This is a genomic window from Streptomyces sp. NPDC050703 (assembly GCF_040654435.1).
Lineage (GTDB): Bacteria > Actinomycetota > Actinomycetes > Streptomycetales > Streptomycetaceae > Streptomyces.
Genome location: NZ_JBFAHX010000010.1, coordinates 18,835 through 39,044, shown reverse-complemented (window position 1 = coordinate 39,044; position 20,210 = coordinate 18,835). Strand labels below are relative to the sequence as shown.

General features: G+C 68.7%; 13 protein-coding genes and 3 pseudogenes. 12 read left to right on the top strand and 4 right to left on the bottom strand.

What is annotated here, in order from left to right; genetic code table 11:
• The first annotated feature begins 209 nt into the window (after positions 1–209).
• Positions 210–827: a peptidoglycan recognition family protein gene (locus AB0I16_RS12275; protein WP_363249257.1), complete on the top strand. Its 618-nt coding sequence runs from the start codon at positions 210–212 to the stop codon at positions 825–827.
• 143 nt (positions 828–970) lie between these two features.
• Entirely contained in the window at positions 971–2,233 is a 1,263-nt protein-coding gene (locus AB0I16_RS12270) for a GAF domain-containing protein (RefSeq protein ID WP_363249256.1), read from the top strand.
• Between the two features lie 275 nt (positions 2,234–2,508).
• Here the strand turns inward: AB0I16_RS12270 and AB0I16_RS12265 are convergent, their stop codons facing one another.
• Complete coding sequence (locus AB0I16_RS12265; protein WP_363249255.1) at positions 2,509–3,114, bottom strand: GNAT family N-acetyltransferase; 606 nt, start codon at positions 3,112–3,114, stop codon at positions 2,509–2,511.
• Positions 3,115–3,308: 194 nt separating this feature from the next.
• On the opposite strand from AB0I16_RS12265, the gene AB0I16_RS12260 reads away from it, so the two are divergent.
• On the top strand, positions 3,309–4,832 hold the full coding sequence (locus tag AB0I16_RS12260) for an aldehyde dehydrogenase family protein (RefSeq protein ID WP_363249254.1): 1,524 nt from the start codon (positions 3,309–3,311) through the stop codon (positions 4,830–4,832).
• A 650-nt stretch (positions 4,833–5,482) separates the two neighbouring features.
• Here AB0I16_RS12260 and AB0I16_RS12255 read toward each other — a convergent pair.
• The 3 genes and pseudogenes from AB0I16_RS12255 to AB0I16_RS12245 all read right to left on the bottom strand — a co-directional run.
• Positions 5,483–5,734: a hypothetical protein gene (locus AB0I16_RS12255; RefSeq protein WP_363249415.1), complete on the bottom strand. Its 252-nt coding sequence runs from the start codon at positions 5,732–5,734 to the stop codon at positions 5,483–5,485.
• A gap of 54 nt (positions 5,735–5,788) precedes the next feature.
• A pseudogene (locus AB0I16_RS12250) lies at positions 5,789–5,952 on the bottom strand (helix-turn-helix domain-containing protein); the annotation flags it as partial.
• Positions 5,953–6,158: 206 nt separating this feature from the next.
• Positions 6,159–6,269: pseudogene (locus AB0I16_RS12245) on the bottom strand (MarR family transcriptional regulator); the annotation flags it as partial.
• Between the two features lie 1,074 nt (positions 6,270–7,343).
• Between AB0I16_RS12245 and AB0I16_RS12240 the strand changes: the two are divergent.
• The 9 genes and pseudogenes from AB0I16_RS12240 to AB0I16_RS12200 form a co-directional block, all read left to right on the top strand.
• Positions 7,344–9,170 carry an endo-1,4-beta-xylanase gene (locus AB0I16_RS12240; RefSeq protein ID WP_363249253.1) on the top strand — a complete coding sequence of 609 codons (1,827 nt, stop codon included), beginning with the start codon at positions 7,344–7,346 and terminating at the stop codon, positions 9,168–9,170.
• Between the two features lie 160 nt (positions 9,171–9,330).
• On the top strand, positions 9,331–12,093 hold the full coding sequence (locus tag AB0I16_RS12235; RefSeq protein WP_363249252.1) for a glycoside hydrolase family 48 protein: 2,763 nt from the start codon (positions 9,331–9,333) through the stop codon (positions 12,091–12,093).
• Positions 12,090–13,622, top strand: coding sequence for a cellulose binding domain-containing protein (locus AB0I16_RS12230; RefSeq protein ID WP_363249251.1), 1,533 nt, complete (start codon positions 12,090–12,092; stop codon positions 13,620–13,622). Before AB0I16_RS12235 ends, AB0I16_RS12230 begins: the two co-directional genes overlap by 4 nt.
• 320 nt (positions 13,623–13,942) lie before the next feature.
• Positions 13,943–14,698, top strand: a complete 756-nt coding sequence (locus tag AB0I16_RS12225) for an alpha/beta hydrolase (protein WP_363249250.1) — start codon at positions 13,943–13,945, stop codon at positions 14,696–14,698.
• 212 nt (positions 14,699–14,910) lie between these two features.
• On the top strand, positions 14,911–15,978 hold the full coding sequence (locus AB0I16_RS12220) for an endo-1,4-beta-xylanase (RefSeq protein WP_363249249.1): 1,068 nt from the start codon (positions 14,911–14,913) through the stop codon (positions 15,976–15,978).
• A gap of 169 nt (positions 15,979–16,147) precedes the next feature.
• The gene (locus AB0I16_RS12215) at positions 16,148–17,131 is read left to right on the top strand and encodes a glycoside hydrolase family 6 protein (protein ID WP_363249248.1); all 984 of its coding nucleotides are present in this window, start codon (positions 16,148–16,150) and stop codon (positions 17,129–17,131) included.
• Between the two features lie 131 nt (positions 17,132–17,262).
• Complete coding sequence (locus AB0I16_RS12210) at positions 17,263–17,793, top strand: TerD family protein (protein ID WP_363249247.1); 531 nt, start codon at positions 17,263–17,265, stop codon at positions 17,791–17,793.
• A 1,034-nt stretch (positions 17,794–18,827) separates the two neighbouring features.
• Entirely contained in the window at positions 18,828–19,688 is an 861-nt protein-coding gene (locus AB0I16_RS12205) for a methyltransferase (protein ID WP_363249246.1), read from the top strand.
• A pseudogene (locus tag AB0I16_RS12200) lies at positions 19,685–20,182 on the top strand (condensation domain-containing protein); the annotation flags it as partial. The gene AB0I16_RS12205 and the pseudogene AB0I16_RS12200, both read left to right, overlap by 4 nt.
• Positions 20,183–20,210 lie beyond the last annotated feature (28 nt).

The window sequence follows — 20,210 nt, the reverse complement described above, 5'->3', positions numbered from 1 at the left end:
CTCGCGTCCGCAAGGGATACGGCCCGCCGCCCCACGTCCCACCAAGCGGACACCGTCCTTGTCAACGCCGAGATCGGAGGTGCCTCCGGACAACACCAGCCGCACCAGCCGCACCAGCCGGTGGCCGTGGCCTATCCGGGCTGACAGCCCGCACGGCCTCTCACGATCAGCGCAGTCGAGCCGTTCCCCCACCGAGAGGCAGTTCCGTCATGGATCGAGAAAGACAGTTCCCGAACAGGCGCCGGCTGTTGCAGGGCGCGGTCGCGGCCGCCGTGCCGGCAGCGTTCCTGTCCCCCTCGTCCGCGCTCGCCGGCTCCCGGACGGCCGACGGCTCCCAGGCGGTCGACTATCCGGGCGCCGAATGGGTGCCGGCCAGCACCTCCAACTACACCGCCGCCAACCGTCCCAGCACCTACGCCATCGGCTACGTGATCATCCACGTCACCCAGGAGACGTATGCGGACACACTGGCCATCTTCCAGAACCCGGCGAAGCAGGTCTCGGCTCACTACGTGGTGCGCTCCAGGGACGGTCACATCGCCCAGTGCGTCCGCAACCGCAATGTCGGCTGGCATGCGGGCAACTGGTCCTACAACACACGCAGCATCGGAATCGAGCATGAAGGATGGGTCGACAAACCGGAGTACTTCACGCACGCCATGTACGAGCAGTCAGCTGCTCTGACCGCCGCCATCTGCACCAAGTACGGCATCCCGAGGGACCGCGAGCACATCATCGGGCACCATCAGGTGCCCGGGTCGGACCATACGGACCCCGGTCCGTACTGGGACTGGTCGAGGTACATCCGCCTCGTCAACTCCGTCTGAGGCGGTCTGAGGCGGTCTGAGGCGGCCGGTCCGGCGTACCAGTGGCCGGGAGGCCGAGGGATCTGTTCCCTGCGGCACGCTTGTCGGCTCTCGTTCCCGGGGCGACGATGGCAGCACCGCATCGCCGTTCCCGGGAGGCCGACTTGACCGATCCATGGGTGGCCTTGGCTCCGGGTGCCGATCCCGCCGAGCGGGTGCGGGTGCTGCGCCAGGCGCACGAGAGGTTCACCGCGGGCGGGACGGTCGTCAGGCCGGTGCGTTCAGTCGTCGCGGACTCCTGGCGCAGGTCGGCGAGGGCCCGGGTCAGTCCGGAGGGAGCAGGGGCCGCGGTGGAGCTCACGGACGGGGACCTCGGCGCGTACCGGGCCGAGCATCCGTTGGCGAGGGTGATGCCGCTGTTCCGCGAGTTGATGGGGACCTTCGCCGCGGACGGGGAGCACCTGCTGGCCGTCTGCGATGCCCAGGGCAGGCTGTTGTGGGTCGAGGGGCACTCGGTGACGCGGCGGCGGGCGGGGCGGATGAACTTCGTACCGGGTGCCCGGTGGGCGGAGGCGGACGTGGGGACCAACGCCCCAGGCACGGCGGTGGCCGTGGGGCGGCCGGTGCAGGTGTTCGCCGCGGAGCACTTCATGCGGACGGTGCAGCCGTGGACGTGCGCAGCGGCTCCGGTGCACGATCCGCGAACCGGGCGGCTGATCGGGGCGGTCGACATCACCGGGGGTGACGGCCTGGCGCACCCGCACAGTCTCGCCTTCGTGCAGGCGGTCGCCAGGGCGGCGGAGTCGCAACTCGCGCTGCTGTCACCGCCGGTGAGCAGCGGGGCCGCGCTGGAGCTGACGGTGCTGGGGCGGGATGAGGCACTGTTGCTGGCGGGAGGGCGCAAAGTGCGCCTCAGCCGTAGGCACAGCGAGATCGTCGTATTGCTGGCCCGTCACCCGGAGGGGCTGAGTGCGGACGAACTGCTGTTCGCGCTGTACGAGGACGAGTCGGTGCCTCAGGTGACGCTGCGGGCGGAGATGGCACGGTTGCGGCGGGTGCTCGGGGCGGATCTGCTGCGGTCACGTCCGTATCGGTTGGCGGTGCCGGTCGAGTGTGATGCCGACACGGTCGAGCGTCGTCTGGGGGCAGGGGCGGTGACGGCTGCGGTAGCCGCGTATGCCGGGCCCTTGCTGCCGCAGTCCCAGGCGCCGGCGCTGGTCAGGCTGCGGCGCAGGCTCGCCGAGCAGCTCCGGGCCGCGCTCGTCGCCCGCGATGATCCTGATCTGCTGGCGGACTGGGTACGTACGCCGTGGGGCGAGGACGATCTGGGCGTGTGGAGGGCCCTGGCGGCGCTGCGGCCGACGCCGTCGGTCCTGTCCCGACTGCGGGCGCTAGACGCCGAATTGGCCTCGACCGGTCGAGCCTGACCGCCACCACCGCCGCCCACTGCGTTACTCGTAGCGTGCCGTGCCGCATTGTCCCGCGCCGCGCCGCACCGCACCGCGCCTCCCGGACCGCGCCGCACCGTCCCGGGCCACTCCGCACCGCGTCGCAGTGAGCTTCTCGCCAGGCCACACAGCGGGTACCGGTTTCAGGTTGCCTTTTGCTCTGGTCAGCAGGCAGACGGCACGGGGAAAGCGGGCAGGCGGGAGCGGGAGGTGATGGTCCGCGGACTGCCTGGGAGGCATCGGTGGCGCTCGGCTCAGAGCGGGCGCTGGTAGCGGAGCTCCGTGAGCGTGGTCCCGTCGTAGACGTCGTCCTGGGTCACGCCATCGGCCTGGTAGCCGACCCGTTCGTAGAAGCGTCGGGCTCGGTGGTTGTCGCGTAGGACCCAGAGGGCTGATACCGCGAAGCCCTGGCCCTTCAGCTGAGCGTGCGCCTCGTCCAGGAGGGTCCGGCCGATGCCCTGGCCCGTCAGTCCCGGCGAGATGTACAGAGCGTAGATTTCTCCCGCCTTCGCCTGCCCCGGGTTCACCCCTTCCGGATCCATCCCTTCCGGATCCATCCCTTTCCAATCCACCGGATTCGCGTTTCCCGGATTCGCCTTTCCCGGGCCGGTTGTCTCGCTCCGGCACGGCCCGAAGCAGATCCATCCCACCGGGACGTGGTCATGGAGTGCCACGAGATCTCGTGACGTGCGGTCGGGGTGGGATAGCCACTGACGACGTTGTCCGGCGTCTCCCTCCACCGACATGGCGTCCAAGTACGTCTGGGGAACGATGCCGGCGTACGCCGCCCGCCATCCTCTGACTCGGATCGTCGAGACGGCCTCGATGTCGGCCGCGTCCATCTCTCGCACCTGCACCATCGCGTCACCGTAAGCGCACCGGCGCCTCAGGGCGAAGTGCTTTATTCGACCCCCCACACCTGCGCCGGCGAGAGCCTTCTCGTGACAGACGATCTCTTCCCGTGCTCCTGCAACGTCGACGCAACCTTGGTGTCCCTAGCCTCCCAGCGCGAGCTGCCCGAGGGTGGGCAGCGTTCCTCGGGAGGCAAGTCAAGATGACCCGTTACGCAGCGCCCGGCACCGAGGGTGCGATCGTCTCCTACCAGTCCCGCTATGACCACTTCATCGGCGGCGAGTACGTGGCGCCCGCGCGCGGCCAGTACTTCGAGAACCCGAGCCCGGTCAACGGGCAGCCGTTCACCGAGATCGCCCGCGGCACCGCCGAGGACGTGGAGCGGGCTCTCGACGCGGCACACGCGGCGGCGCCTGCCTGGGGACGGGCCTCCACGACCGAGCGGTCGGACGTCCTGCGCAAGATCGCCGACCGGATGGAGGCCAATCTCGAACAGCTCGCCGTCGCCGAGAGCTGGGAGAACGGCAAGCCGGTCCGCGAGACGCTGGCGGCCGACATTCCGCTCGCGATCGACCACTTCCGCTACTTCGCCGGGGTCATCCGCGCGCAGGAGGGGACCCTGAGCGAGGTCGACGAGGACACCATCGCGTACCACTTCCACGAGCCGCTCGGCGTCGTCGCACAGATCATCCCGTGGAACTTCCCGATCCTCATGGCGACGTGGAAACTGGCGCCGGCGCTGGCCGCCGGGAACGCCGTCGTCCTCAAGCCCGCGGAGCAGACGCCGGCCTCCATCCACTACTGGATGAGTCTGGTCGCCGATCTGCTGCCGCCGGGAGTCGTCAACATCGTCAACGGGTTCGGGGTCGAGGCGGGCAAGCCGCTGGCCTCCAGCCCGCGCGTCGCCAAGGTGGCGTTCACCGGGGAGACGACCACGGGGCGGTTGATCATGCAGTACGCCTCGGAGAACATCAAGCCCGTCACCTTGGAGCTCGGCGGCAAGTCGCCCAACATCTTCTTCGACGACGTGTGGGCGGCTGACGACGACTTCAGGGACAAGGCCCTGGAGGGCTTCACGATGTTCGCCCTCAACCAGGGCGAGGTCTGCACGTGTCCGTCGCGGGCCCTCGTGCAGCGCGGGCAGTACAGCGAGTTCCTGGAGGCGGCGGTCGCCAGGACCGAGCAGATCAAGGCCGGGCATCCGCTCGACACCGACACGATGATCGGCGCGCAGGCTTCCAACGACCAGTTGGAGAAGATCCTCTCCTACCTGGACATCGGCCAGCAGGAGGGCGCCAAGGTCCTCACGGGCGGGCAGCGGATCGATTATGACGGGGAGCTTGCGGGCGGCTACTACGTCCAGCCCACCATCTTCGAGGGCGACAACCGCATGCGGATCTTCCAGGAGGAGATCTTCGGTCCCGTCGTCTCGGTCGCGTCGTTCAACGACTTCGACGACGCCATCAAGATCGCGAACGACACGCTCTACGGCCTGGGCGCAGGGGTGTGGACACGCGACATCAACACCGCCTACCGGGCGGGCCGGGCCATCCAGGCGGGCCGCGTCTGGACGAACTGCTACCACGCGTATCCCGCGCACGCGGCGTTCGGCGGCTACAAGCAGTCGGGCATCGGACGCGAGACGCACAAGATGATGCTGGAGCACTACCAGCAGACGAAGAATCTTCTGGTGTCGTACTCGGCGAAGAAGCTCGGCTTCTTCTAAGGGTACGAAAAAAGGCGCCTGCCCTGGGCTTTTGCCCGTCAGGCGCCTTCCACTCGGCCCGCTCGGCGCAGAGCCCGGTTTGTATGGTAATTACCAGTTCCTCCCTCCGCTATCGTGTTCCTGACCAGCTCTTCCGGTCTGTTTCCGGTCCCAGATCCCGGCTCACCCGGCAGACGCCCCACCCTGGCTGACGCGGTCCCACTCCGCCATGGACTGCTCGATGAGGCGGTCGGGCTGCTCCCGGACGCCGCCCAGGAACTTGGCGTAGTGACGGAAGGAAGAGGCCCTCGATGCTCTGACCCGCGCGGCGAGCGCAAGGGGCCGGGCCCACACCGGAGTGGAGCCAGAACGAGATCCCGGCGTGCCGGAGGTCGTAGGGCCGCTTGGCCAGGCCGGAGGCGAGTTCCGTGCGGGTCAGGACATACTTCCGTCTCCGCCGGACGCATGGCCGCGTAGTACATGCAGCCGAAGAACGCCTCAAGGTGAGGACCGCGCCCACGCGACTCGGCGACCGCCGTGAGCAGGCGACCTGAGCCAGATTGGGGACGGCAACCGGGTCCACCTCCTCGTCGACCGCCGGAGCGCTCCACCGGAGCCCCTTGAGGGGGTTCTCCGTGAAGTAACCCTTCTCCACAGCACTTGTTGAACGCCTACGAGTACAAAGCACCCCGCAGCACCCGTGGCTCCGGACAACTTGCGCCCCGGTGCACCAGAGCGGGCGTGATCGTGGCGAATGCGTCGGCCAGGGTGCGGCGGGCGTTCCCCGGCGTGCGGTCCCACCGCTGGTCGAGGTATTCGTGGGCAAGGTCGTACCACGTCGTCCGCTGCTTGATAGCCCGCAGCTCGGACGCCGGCAGGCCCGTGTGCTCGTCGAACGGCTCGCCATCGCGCGCCGCCGTCATGAGCTTCGCATGCCTGCTCTCGGTGAGCCCGACAGTGCTGAACGATTCTGCTTCCCACCAGGCGTCCAGGTCTGCGCGACGGCACCGGAGTTCGCCATTGGGCAGCTTGATCGTGTGGGGGGGGCTTGCCCGCGAGCGCGCATTCGGTAGAACGCTGACGGACTCATGCGGATCTCCGCCAGAACCTCGGCGAGCTTCAGGAAGGGAGGGCGAACCATGCGATGTCACCTTCATGTGCGTCAAGGCTTTACGCCGGAATGCGTGCGGCGCTGCCAACTACGTCCGCACGGGCTCCACCGCCAAGCACATCCGCACGCGAACACCATCAACGCTCTGGAGAATTCCCGGTTTCGCTGACCGGGGGTCGTCTGATATGTATCGCCCAGCACGAAGCGAAGCACCCCTGGCGCTTGTGTCGCCTGCTTCAGCAAGCCGGATGATAGGACCGGAGAGCAAGGGTCGCTCCATCCGTGACCAGCAACAGAAGCCCGTCTTCGGTGAGTCGCCTGAGGCGACGGGCCACCACACGCTCGGAGGAGCCAAGGGATTGGGCGACGTTCGAGTTGCGGCTCCGAGGTGCACCTCGATGTGCGCGAAGGCCGCTCGATCACGACGATAGCCCCGCTGCACCAGGTTCTCGCCGAACAGTCCGGTCGCGCAGACGCATAGACACAGCGCCGCGAAAAGGGCACCTAATTCTTCCGTCTCCTGTGCGGTCCACGCATTCAGAACGCCGGGCCAAGAGGATGAGGGAAGCGAAGTGGGCGGATCGGAGAGCGGGATTCGACAGATTTACCTCCTTTAGACGGGCCTCCACGGTGAGACCGATGGGGACGGAAGTCGGGGCTGCCAAGGTGCCCGACCTGCCTGCCGGTCGGTCCGGAGGCCCGCATCCCTTGACTGACCAGCAGCGGCGAGGCCAGTGTCCGCAGGGCCGGGGTGTGGGCGAGTTCGCCCTTGGCGGCGAAGCCACGTTCGGCCGGGATGCGGGCTTGGAACCGTGCGGGCCACGGTCGCCTTGGATGCTTCGCAGTGCGCGAACCGGGGGAAGTCCACCCAGTACGGGCTCTGACCCAACAGCCGGTACCTGTCCAGGACATATCGTCGTACGGGCGCGATTCGCCCTGCTTGACCGGGATGGCATAGGTCTGCCCGCAGTCGTTGCCGGTGTCGACCTCGTTCATGCCGCCCATGCCGCTGGGGTCGTAGACAGAGGCCCGGGCGAACTCGTCACAGGACACCTTGTCGGTGGAGCTGGTCTCGGTGACCTTGCCGGCATCCGGGTGGCCATAGCTGGCCGCCCAGCCGTCAGGGCGGATCACCTCGCGGTTGTCGTCCGGATTGCGGTTGTGCCGGTCCCTGTCCGCGGAGGGGAGGCAAAGCCCGAGCTGTCGTCATTTTCGTCAGTACTCCGCAAGTTTCGACCCAACTCCTTGACAGGTGCACCCCACTACAGCACTTTGGGAGCGCTCCCACGACTTCAAGACTTGCACTGTCTCCCATCAGGGTCGCGGGGAGGGGACGGAGCGTCGCGACCGGCTGGACCCCCGTCGCAGGGCTTCGGTGAAACCCGAGCAACCCCCTCCCGCATTCGGAGAGAGGAACCAGCATGACGCTGGCACCCACACCCCCCGCCCGAAGACGGGCGTCTCGGAGCGTCGCCGCCCTGATCGCCACCCTCGCCCTGGCGGCGGCCGCGATCGGGCTCACGCCGTCGCCGGCGTCCGCGGCCGAGCCGCGGACGCTGCATCAGCTCGCCGACGCCAAGGGCAGGTACTTCGGCTCGGCGACCGACAACGGGGAACTGTCCGACGCCCCGTACACCCAGATCCTGGGCTCCCAGTTCGGTCCGATCACCCCCGGCAACTCCATGAAGTGGGACAGCACCGAGCGCACCCAGGGGCAGTTCAGCTTCGCGGGCGGCGACCAGGTCGTGGACTTCGCCCAGGCGCACGGCCAGAGCGTTCGCGGCCACACCCTGGTGTGGCACAGCCAGCTGCCCGGTTGGGTGGGGCAGCTGCCCGCCTCGCAGGTGCGCCCCGCCATGGAGAACCACATCGCCGAGGTCGCCGGCCACTACCGCGGCAAGGTGTCCGCCTGGGACGTCGTCAACGAGCCCTTCAACGAGGACGGCAGCTTCCGCGACTCGCCGTTCCACAACGCCATGGGCAAGGATTTCATCGCCCACGCCCTGCGCGCCGCCCGGGCCGCCGACCCCGACGCCAAGCTGTACATCAACGACTACAACGTCGAGGGGATCGGCGTGAAGAGCGACGCGCTCTACGCCCTCGCCCGCGATCTGAAGGCGGCGGGCGTGCCACTCGACGGTGTCGGGCTGCAGGCTCATCTGGCGATCCAGTACGGATTCCCGAACCAGATGCGGCAGAACATCGAGCGCTTCGCCGACCTCGGCCTCGACGTGGCCATCACCGAGCTCGACGTGCGGATGCAGTTGCCGAAGGACTCGGCGAAGGAGGCCACCCAGGCCGACTACTACCGCCGGGTCACCGAGGCCTGCCTGGCCGTCACCCGGTGCGTCGGGATCACGGTCTGGGACTACACCGACAAGTACTCCTGGATCCCCGGCGTCTTCGACGGCGAGGGTTCGGCCCTCCCGTGGGACGGGAACCTGCAGCCCAAACCCGTCGTCATGGACGCGATCCGCAAGGCCCTCGGCGACACCGGCGCGGTCGACACCCAGGCCCCCAGCGTGCCGTCGGAGCTGCGGGTGACCGGCACCACATCGACCTCCGTCTCCCTGACGTGGAACGCCGCCACCGACGACACGGGCGTCACCGGGTACGACGTCCACCGCGGCGGCACGAAGGTGGGGACGGCCTCCGGTACGTCCTTCACCGACAGCGGGCTCGCCGCCTCCACCGCGTACGCCTACACGGTGCGGGCCCGCGACGCCGCCGGGAACGCCTCGGCGCAGTCCGCCCCGGTGAGCGCGACGACGCGGCCGGCGGGGACGGGCGACGGCGATCTGAAGGTCCAGTACAAGAACAACGACCAGTCCGCCGGCGACAACTCGATCAAGCCCGGACTGCAGCTGGTCAACACCGGTGACTCGGCCGTCGATCTCTCCAAGGTGACCGTCCGCTACTACTTCAGCAGCGGGTCCGGCGCCACGACGTACAGCACTTGGTGCGACTGGGCGGTGCTCGGCTGCGGGAAGCTCACGCACCGGATCGCCGCGATGAGCGGCCCGAAGGTCGGTGCCGACCACTACCTGGAGGTGGGCTTCGCCGCCACGGTGGGCAGCCTCGCCCCGGGGGCCTCCAGCGGCGAGGCACAACTGCGGTTCAACAAGAGCGACTGGTCGAACTTCAGCGAGGCCGACGACTACAGCCGCGGTACGAACACCTCCTTCGCGGATGCGCCGAAGATCACCGTCCACCTCGACGGCCGGACGGTCTACGGCACCACCCCCTGAACCGCGGTCCGGGCGGCCGGCCCCGCCCGCCCCGACCGTTCCGCCGGCACCACCACCACTCCCACCCGGAGCCCCTCTTGGAGGACCTGTGTCCGCACATTCCGAATCACCCGAAAGACCTGAAAGATCCGCGTTACTCTCCCGGCGTTCCTTCGTCGGCGTGACCGGCGGCGCGCTCGTCGCCCTCGGCGCCGGGCAGGCGTTCGCGCGGGCTGCCGAGGCCCCGGCCGGGTCCGCCGCGCAAGCGACCGCCGCCGCCGCCGACGGCCCCTACACGGAGGCCTTCCTCACTCAGTACAACAAGATCAAGAGCCCGGACAGCGGCTACTTCAGCCCGGACGGCATCCCGTACCACTGCGCCGAGACCCTGATCGTCGAGGCTCCCGACCACGGCCACCAGACGACCTCCGAGGCGTTCAGCTTCTGGATCTGGCTGGAGGCGGCGTACGGCCGGGTCACCGGCGACTGGGCCCCGTTCAACAAGTCCTGGGAGGTCGCCGAGGCCTCGATCATCCCGCCGCACATCGACCAGCCCACCAACGACTCGTACACCCCCTCCAAGCCCGCCACCTACGCGCCCGAGCATCCGCAGGTCACCAGCTACCCGTCCGAGCTGAACGCATCCGTCTCCGTCGGCTCCGACCCCATCGCCGCCGAACTCGCCTCCGCGTACGGGACGATGGACGTCTACGGCATGCACTGGCTGATGGACCTCGACAACGTCTACGGCTTCGGCAACAAGCCAGGCACCGGCGACGAGCTCGGCCCCGGCAAGATGGCGTCCTTCATCAACAGCTACCAGCGCGGCGCGCAGGAATCGGTCTGGGAGACCATCCCGCAGCCCAGCACCGACCTCTTCAAGTACGGCGGCCCCAACGGTTACCTCGACCTCTTCGTCAAGGACTCCTCGTACGCGAAGCAGTGGAAGTACACCAACGCCCCCGACGCCGACGCGCGCGCCGTGCAGGCCGCGTACTGGGCGCTGACGTGGGCGACGGCGCAGGGCAAGGCGAGCCAGGTCTCCGCCTCCGTGGCCAAGGCCGCGAAGATGGGCGACTACCTGCGCTACTCGATGTTCGACAAGTACTTCAAGAAAATCGGCGACTGCACCAGCCCGACCGGCTGCCCGCCCGCCTCAGGCCGCGATGCCCAGCACTACCTGCTGTCCTGGTACTACGCCTGGGGCGGCTCCGCAGGCACCGGCGGCGGCTGGGCCTGGCGCATCGGTGACGGCATCGCCCACCAGGGCTACCAGAACCCCCTCGCCGCCTGGGCGCTGTCCACCGTCCCCGCCCTCACTCCCAAGTCACCGACGGCGAAGAGCGATTGGCAGAAGTCGCTCACCCGGCAGCTGGAGTTCCTGCGCTGGCTCCAGTCCTCCGAGGGCGGGCTCGCCGGCGGCTGCTCCAACAGCTGGGACGGCCACTACGGCACCCCGCCGTCCGGCACACCGACCTTCTACGGTATGGCGTACGACTGGCAGCCCGTCTACCACGACCCGCCGAGCAACAACTGGTTCGGCTTCCAGGTCTGGTGCATGGAGCGTGTCGCCCAGTACTACTACGTCACCAACAACACGACCGCCAAGGCGGTTCTCGACAAGTGGGTGGCCTGGGCCTCCGCGGAGACCACCGTCGGCGCCGACGGCAGCTACCGCTTTCCCGCCACCCTGCGCTGGACCGGTGCTCCCGACACCTGGAACGCCACGAACCCCGGCGCCAACACCGGCCTGCACGTGTCGGTCGTCGACTACGGCGACGACGTCGGCGTGGGCGCGGCGCTGTCCATGACCTTGATCTATTACGCCGCGAAGTCCGGGAACGCCGACGCCGCCGGACTCGCCAAGTCCCTGCTCGACGCCATGGCCGAACACGCCGACGCCAAGGGCATCGCCGTCCCCGAGACCCGCCGCGACTACGACCGCTTCGACGACCCGGTGTACTTCCCTGCGGGCTGGTCCGGCACCTCCCCGCAGGGCGTGAAGCTGGGCTCCGGCACGACCTTCCTCGGCATGCGGCCTTGGCTCAAGCAGGAGCCGGGCTGGTCGAAGGTGCAGACGTACCTCGACGGCGGCGCCCCGCCGGTCTTCACGTACCACCGCTTCTGGGCGCAGGCGGCGCTGGCGCTCTCCTTCGCCTCGTACGCCGAGCTCCTCGGCGACGAGGGCGGCCCCGGCGGCGGCGACACCACCGCGCCGACCGTTCCGACCGGTCTGACGGTGACGGCGACGACCGGCACCAGCGTGTCGCTGCGCTGGTCGGCGTCCACCGACGACACCGGCGTCGCGGCGTACGACGTCTACCGCGACGGCACCCCGGTCGGCACCCCTACCGCGACCACCTACACCGACACCGGGCTCTCCGCCTCCACCGCGTACCACTACCGGGTCGCCGCCCGCGACGCCGCGGGCAACGCCTCCGCGCTGTCCGCCGAGGTCACCGGCACGACAAAAGCCGGCGGCGGTACGGGCGGGGCCAAGGTCCAGTACAAGAGCACCGATTCCAACGCCACCGACAACGCCCTGCGCATGTCCCTGAAGGTCGGCAACACCGGCGGCGGCGCGCTCAGCCTCTCCACGGTGACCGTCCGCTACTACTTCACCGGCGACGGCGGCCCGTCCACGTACAGCACCTGGTGCGACTGGGCGATGCTCGGCGCCGCCAACATCACCCACCGGGTGGTCGCCATGAGCAGTCCGAAGACCGGCGCGGACCACTACCTGGAGGTCGGCTTCAGCGCCGGCGCGGGCAGCGTCGCCGCGGGCGGCGACTCCGGCGAGATACAGCTGCGCGTGCACAGGAGCAATTGGTCGAACTTCAACGAGACCGACGACTACAGCCGCGGCACCAACGCGTCGTTCGCGGACGCCTCCAAGATCACCGCGTATGTCGGCGGCGAGCTCGTCTGGGGGACGGCGCCGTGAGGGGACGACGCCCGCGCGGCGCCCTCGCCGGCACCGCCGCGGGCATCCTGCTCGCCGGGCTCGCCCTGTTCACCGGCGCGGGCTCGGCGGCGGCCGCGCCGGTCACCGACTGCACCCAGTGGGGCACCACCGAGTTGCAGGGCGGCGCGTACACGTACCAGCAGAACGAGTGGAACTCCTCGGCCCGCCAGTGCGTCAGCGTGGACACCACGACCGGCGCCTGGAAGCTGACCGAGGCGAACTTCTCGCTCACCACGGCGGGGCCGCCCGCCACCTATCCGTCCAGTTACAAGGGCTGCCACTGGGGCGCGTGCACCGTGAACAGCGGCCTGCCGATCCGGGTGAGCGAGCTGGGCGGCGCCCGGTCGACGTTCGACACCACGCAGGTCGCCTCCGGTGCCTGGAACGCCGCGTACGACCTGTGGTTCAACTCCACGCCCACCACCGACGACCAGCCGGACGGCACCGAGTTGATGATCTGGATCAATCACCGCGGCGGCGTCCAGCCCATCGGCTCCCGTACGGCGACGATCACCGCGGACGGCCGGACGTGGGACGTGTGGACCGGTCCCGGCGCGTCCGGGTGGAAGGTCATCTCGTACGTATTGCAGGGCGGTGCCACCGCGGTGACCGACCTCGACGTGAAGCGCCTCGTCGACGACGCCGCCGCGCGCGGACAGATCAACCCCGCGCACTACCTGATCGACGCCGAGGCCGGCTTCGAGATCTGGCAGGGCGGCCAGGGACTGGGGGTGAACTCCTTCTCGTTCGACGCCCGCAAGGGCTCGGGCGGCGGGGACACCACGCCGCCGACCGCGCCCAGCAACCTGCGTTCCACCGGCGCGAGTTCGTCGTCCGCCTCGCTGGCCTGGGATCCCGCCACGGACGACGTCGGCGTTACGTCGTACGACGTCTACCGCGGCGGCACGCGAGTCGGCTCCACCGGCGGCACGACGTACACCGACACCGGACTGACGGCGTCCACCGCGTACAGCTACACCGTGCGCGCCCGGGACGCGGCCGGGAATGTCTCGCCGCCCACCGGTCCGGTGAGCGTCACCACCGAGTCCGGCGGCGGGACCGGCACCGGCAATCTGAAGGTGCAGTACAAGACGAGCGACACGAGCGCCACGGACAACACCATCGGGATGAACCTGAAGGTGGTCAACACCGGCAGCGGTACGCGGAGTCTGAAGGACGTCGAGATCCGCTACTGGTTCGACGACTCGGCCTCCTCGTACACCACCTGGTGCGACTGGGCACAGATCGGCTGCTCGAACCTCACCCACTCGGTGTCGACGAACGGCACCACGACCGGAGCCAACCGCTACCTCAAGGTCAACGTCACCGACGGCACACTCGCCCCGGGCGCCTCGACCGGCGACATCCAACTGCGACTGCACCGCAGCGACTGGTCGAACCTCAACGAGGCCGACGACTACAGCCACGGCACCGCCAGCACATACACGGACGCACCGAAGATCGGCATCTACTCCGGCGGCCGGCTGCTGTGGGGCACCGCCCCGTAACCCGCAAGGCCTGACGCACGTACGGCACGACGCGCCCCCGGTGCCCTTCCGCCCCGGGGGCGCCGAGCCGAGCGCGGCCTCCGGCGTGCCCACTCGGGCCCCGGAGCCTTTCACGTCACCGCCTCGACAGGGGTGTTGACGTTTCCGGAAGACTTTCGGGAAAAGGCCGAAAGTCTTCCGCGCACGGCATTGACCGGGCTCCGTCAAGCGACCCATTATTCCTGCGTCCGACGATCCGACTGTCGTTCGGTATATCGACCAAAGCTCGGGATGATCCGGCCTGGACCGGACAGTCGGCCCCCCCATGCAAGGAGTCGCACATGTCGTTGAGTCGACGCACCTTCCTCGGCCTGACCGCGGCCGCGACAGCGGGCCTGAGCTCCCCCCTGCTCGGCTCCGCACTTCACCCCGCCTCCGGCGCCGAACTCTCGGCTCCCGACACGGAGTTCGCCGTCGGAGTGCGTCAGTTCAACTGGAGCCGCGGCGCCCGCTCGCTGTACACCAAGGTCTTCTACCCCACCCCCGGCGCCCCCGGCGGAGCCCCCGTTCCCAACGCCCCTGTCGCCGACGGGCTGTTCCCCGTCGCCGAGTGGAACCACGGCATGGGCGGCAACTCCGACTCCTACGCCTCGCAGACCCACGCGATAGCCTCCGCCGGCTTCATCTGCCCAGCCCCCTCGATCTCCGACAACACGAACATCGGTTCTGTATACGGAGGGCAGTGGTCGAGGGACGTCTCCGAGGTCATCACCCGGACCCTGGCCCTGAACGGGAGCGGCCCCTTCGCCGGGCACATCGACACCGCGGCCGGCGTCGGCGTCTCCGGGCACTCGATGGGCGGCATGACCATTCACGGCCTGGTGACCGCCTGGCCGGACGAGCGGATCGTCGCCGCCGTACCGGTCGCCTGCGTGGACATGGGCACCCCCGCCGCCTCGGCCCGGGCCGGCGTGCTGTTCATCCACGGTGACAAGGACCCGACCTGCGACTACGCCCTGGCCCGGCGGGCGTACGAGAACTGCCCGCGCCCAAGGCGTTCCTCACCCACGTCGGCGCGGACCACGCCGCGTACCTGAATCCGGGGTTCCCCACCTTCGACCGGACCCAGAACACCCTCGTGGACTGGTTCCGCTGGCGTCTGTACGACGACACCGCCGCCCGCGACCGCCTCCCCGCCGACGCCACCGGTGAGGGCACCCGCTGGGAAGCCGCCCTGGCCTGAGGGCCCAGGCCGTACAAGTTCAGGCCCCGCACCGCCACCCGCCCCCCCACCAGAAAGGGACACCCAATGACCAGCAGTTCTCCACAAGGGCACACCCGCACCTCACGGCGCACCCGATCCGCCGTCACCGTCGCGGCGAGCGGCGTCCTGGCGGCAGCGGGCGTCCTGGCGTTCTCGCCGACCGCTCCGGCCGCTGAACCCGCATCACCCACCGTCCAGGCCGCCGGCACCCTCGGCGCCGCGGCCGCCCAGAGCGGCCGGTACTTCGGCACCGCGGTCGCCGAGCACTACGGTGAGGCCGACTACGAGGGCACTCTCAACCGGGAGTTCTCCAGCGTCGTCGCCGAGAACGCGATGAAGTGGGACGCCACCGAGCCCAACCGGAATCAGTTCAACTTCAGCGGTGGCGACCGACTCGTCAACTACGCCCAGCAGCGCGGCAAGTACATACGCGGCCACGCCCTGGTCTGGCACGCCCAGCAGCCCGGCTGGGTCCAGGGACTGACCGGCGACAACCTGCGCCAGGCGATGCGCAACCACATCTCCAGGGTCGCCGGCCACTACGCGGGCAAGATCGACTCGTGGGACGTGGTCAACGAGGCGTTCGAGTGGAACGGCAGCCGACGCCAGTCCAACCTCCAGAAGCAGCTCGGCGACGGCTGGATCGAGGACGCCTTCCGCACCGCGAAGACGGCCGACCCCAAGGCCAAGCTCTGCTACAACGACTACGGCACCGACGCCATCAACGCCAAGAGCGACGCCATCTACCGCATGGTCAAGGACTTCCGCGCCCGCGGCGTCCCGATCGACTGCGTCGGCTTCCAGAGCCACCTCTCCCAGAACGAGAACCTCAGCACCTACCGCCAGAACCTCCAGCGCTTCGCCGACCTCGGCGTGCACGTACAGATCACCGAGCTCGACGTCGGCGGCTCCGGCGCGGCACAGGCCAACGTGTACCGGCAGGTCACCCAGGCGTGCCTGGCCGTCGCCCGGTGCAACGGCATCACCGTGTGGGGCGTCACCGACAAGTACTCCTGGCGCGCCCGGGAAACCCCGCTGCTCTTCAACGGCAACTACCAGAAGAAGGAGGCCTACGGCGCGGTCCTCGCGGCGCTGAACAGCGCGGCGGGCTGAAGCTGGCCGGGACCCGGCAGCCGTTCTGCCGGGCCCCGCGTCCGTGCTGCGCAGTGCCCACGCCAGGCAGGCGCTCGGCGGCCCGGTCCGCATCCTGCGGTTCGAGCTGTCCACGCCCTGACCCGGTCGCCCCTCCGACGCACCCCTGTCTGAAAGCCGAGGTACCGTCATGCGCCGCAGACTCCTCACCCTGGTGGCAGCGCTCTCCTGGCTGCCGCTTGCGCTCGCCGCCGCACCGCCCGCCCACGCAGCCGACCCGACGACCATGACCAACGGGTTCTACGTGGACCCCGACTCCAGCGCGAAGCGGTGGGTCAACGCCAACCCCGGTGACGGCCGGGCATCCGCGATCAGCACTGCCATCGCCAACACCCCGACGGCCCGCTGGTTCGGCTCCTGGAGCGGCACCATCGGCACTGCCACCGGCGCGTACGTGGGCGCCGCGGACGCCCGGGACAAGCTGCCCCTCCTCGTCGCCTACAACATCTACAACCGCGACTACTGCGGCGGGCACTCCGCGGGCGGAGCCTCCTCGCCGGCCGCCTACGCCGACTGGATCGCCCGGTTCGCAGGCGGGATCGCCAACCGCCCGGCACTGGTCGTCCTCGAACCGGACTCTCTCGGGGACTACGGCTGCATGACCCAGGCCCAGATCGACGAACGCGAGGTCATGCTCACCGGCGCGCTCGCCGAGTTCAACCGCCAGGCTCCCAACACTTGGGTCTATCTCGACGCCGGCAACCCGGCCTGGGCGAACGCGGCGACCATGGCACGGCGCCTCCATGAAGCCGGTGTCCGACAGGCCCACGGCTTCTCGCTCAACGTCTCCAACTACCTGACCACGGCCGAGAACACCGCGTACGGCAACGCCGTGAACAGTGAACTCAAGGCCCGGTACGGCTACACCAAACCGTTCGTCGTGGACACCAGCCGCAACGGCAACGGTTCAAACGGCCAGTGGTGCAACCCCTCGGGCCGCCGCATCGGCACCCCCACTCAGTTGGGCGGAGGCGCCGAGATGCTCCTGTGGATCAAGGTCCCGGGTGAGTCCGACGGCAACTGCGGCGCCGGAAGCGGTTCCTCGGCCGGACAGTTCCTCCCCGAGGTCGCCTACAAGATGATCTACGGCTACGGCTTCGGAGTCACCACCTGACGAACATGGGCTTCACCGTGGGGCAGCCCTTGCAGTCTCCTACCGCCCGTACGACCACCCAATCGCATGCGGGCGGCAGGCCCGAGTGACGCTCCCTCTCCTACCCCTCCGCTCCGGTCCAAAGCGCACACATGTCTTCCGTGAATCCCACCAAGGACCGGCAGATCAGCCTGAGCAAGTCCGACGGCGCCACCCTCAGCGTTGTCCGCATGGGGCTGGGCCGGCAGGCCGCTCCCCGCAAGGGCTTCCTCACCAAGCTGACCGGCAACCGTGAAATCGACCTCGATGCCTCAGCCGTACTCGTCGCCGGCAAGGAGTACGTCGACGTTGTCTTCTCCCAGCAACTGACCAGCACGGACGGCTCGGTTCAGCACAGCGGCGACAACCTCGTCGGCGGCACGGTCCAGACCGACGACGAGTCGATCGCTGTCGACCTGCAGCGCGCCCCGGCGCGCGTGGACCAGATCATCTTCACCGTGAATTCCTTCACGGGACAGACATTCCAAATCGTCGTCATGCTCGCCTTCGGCGCCCAGAAACTCCCCGAGCTGGCCCGCTCCGCAGGCAAATCTGCGCGCATCGGAATCCGCACTCGGGGACTGATCGGTGACAAGGCTGCGGACTGCACTGAGGTAAAGGGCCGGAGAGAACCCCGGGCGTAAGTCCATGGGCTGTGCCAAATCATCACTACCGCCTCATGAAGGTGCGCCCGGGGATTCGCCGCTCGTCCCTCCTCCCTGGACAGCCATCATGACGGCGGGATCCGCGGGGCGGGGCCGTGCAGGGGGACGAGGACCCCTGAGGGCCCCATAGAACGCACCCGAAGAGGAAGCCTCCGCGGTGGGCGACGGGGCTACCCGCCGCGCTCGGTAGACCCGAATTCCTGTACGACTCCGGCGGCAGAATCCTGGATGGGATCGTACGGAAATTCGATAATAGTTCAGTGAGTCACGGCTTCGAGGTGCGAGTTCAGGTCAAGCGAACCCAAGGTGGCGAGGAATGACTTTCTTGAGGTCGCGCGCACCGGACAGCTGCTCCGAACGCTGCTCAGACTGCTCGGTCCATATATGCCGGCTCCCGCTGCACCGCCTCATGGCTCTCGGGGCGCATGAGGCCGCAATGGGCAGGGGGATGGCCGCATTGAGGAGGTCGCCGGCCCGGCAGGTGTCGCGGAACCATGTCCCTCGTTTCACGGGCGACTCATAGTTTCTCACCCGTTCTGTATCGGGTCCTGGTCGCTGCTGTGCGGGGGATGCCGTCCTGAATGATCGTACCGCTCGATTTCGGGGTCGCCGAGTGGGCCTGACGATTGGCCAGAATGCGCTACCGAACGTGTGATTGCATTGACGGTCCATCCTGGGATGTTGGAGCCTTTCTATACGTGACGCATGAAGCCTCTTCCGTCTAGGCATTCACGGACACGTAGGTGAGAGCTGACGATTACGCCGGAAAATCACGTCGAGGCGGTGCCTTAGAAGGCATGTCCAGAGAAAATGACGACAGCCCCGCGGTCCCGCCCGATGGCGGTATACCACCCATGGCGACCCTGATGCGTTTGATGTACCGGCAGTGGGTGTCCCCAGCCCTTCACACCGTTGTCACGCTGAGAATTCCCGACGCGCTCGGCGACAGTTCACTCACAGCGACGGAACTGGGAACGAGGACCGGCGCACATGTGCCTTCGCTGTACCGCCTCTTGCGAGCCCTGGCACACATCGGTGTCTTTACCCGGCTCGACGAGACCCATTTCGCCAACAACGCCGAGTCGCGTCTTCTCCGCTCCGACGTATCCGACTCCGTGGCGGACATGGTGATGACGACCTGCGGCCTGATGCACGGCGCATTCACCGAACTGCTCCACACCGTGCGCACCGGCGAGCCGGGATTCGGGCGTGCTCACGGCGTGCCGATGTGGGCCTACCTGAGCGAGCGCGACCCAGCCGCAGGGGCAAGGTTCAACAAGGCCATGGCCCAGGCCTCCGGCGTGGTCGACCCTTCCCTGGTCCGCGCCGCCGCCCTGGCCGACTCCGGTGTCCGCAGCGTCGTGGACATCGGGGGCGGCCGCGGCGGACTGCTGCGCGCCCTCCTTGACAGCAGTCCGCACACCGAGCGCGGGGTGCTCTTCGACCGCCCCGCCGTGATCGAGGACACCCGAGCGGAATCCGGCATCACGTCCGACGGCCGGATCGAGCTGGTCGCGGGTGACTTCTTCTCGGCTGTGCCCGCCGGCGCGGACCTCTACGTCATGAAGTGGATCCTCCACGACTGGGACGACGAGGCTTGTGTGCGGCTGCTGAACGTCTGCCGACAGGCGATGCGCGGCGACAGCCGACTGCTCGCCGCCGACGCGGTGATCGATCCTCGACGCGACGACGAACTGGTCCACGGCATGGACCTGGAGATGCTCGTGTCCCTCGGTGGCAAAGAACGCACGGCCGCGGAGTTCGCCACCCTCTACGACGCGGCTGGACTGCGGCTGACCCGCATCGTCCCCACCGCCTCCATGTACTCCCTCGTCGAAGGCGTGCCGCAGAGCAAGGGACAGGACACAGGATGACTCTCTCGCCCACCACCGACATCCTCCTCCCCCTGTCCGCGGGCCAGCGGGAGATCTGGCTCGCCGAACAGCGGATCGGCGCGCCCAACAGGGTCTATCACGCGGGTGAGTACCTGGAGATCCACGGTTCGGTCGACCCGGCGCTGTTCGAAACGGCGTCGCGGCGGGTCGTCGAAGAAACCGACGCGGTCCGTGTCCGGTTCGTCGAGACCGAGGACGGGCCCCGGCAGGTCCTGCGACCGTTGGGGGACTGGAAACCGGATGTCGTCGACTTCGGCCAGGACCCCGACCCGATGGCGGCGGCGCGGTCATGGATGCGCGCCGCCCTCGCCCAGCCGGTGGATCTCACCCGCGGACCGCCCTTCCGTTTCGCACTGCTGAGGCTCGGACCCTCCCACTTCGTGTGGTACCAGGCCTACCACCACATCGTGATGGACGGATACGGGTACTCGCTGGTGGCCCGGCGACTGGCCCAGGTCTACACCGCGCTGGCCCGACGGCACCGAGGTGCCGCCCTGCCCG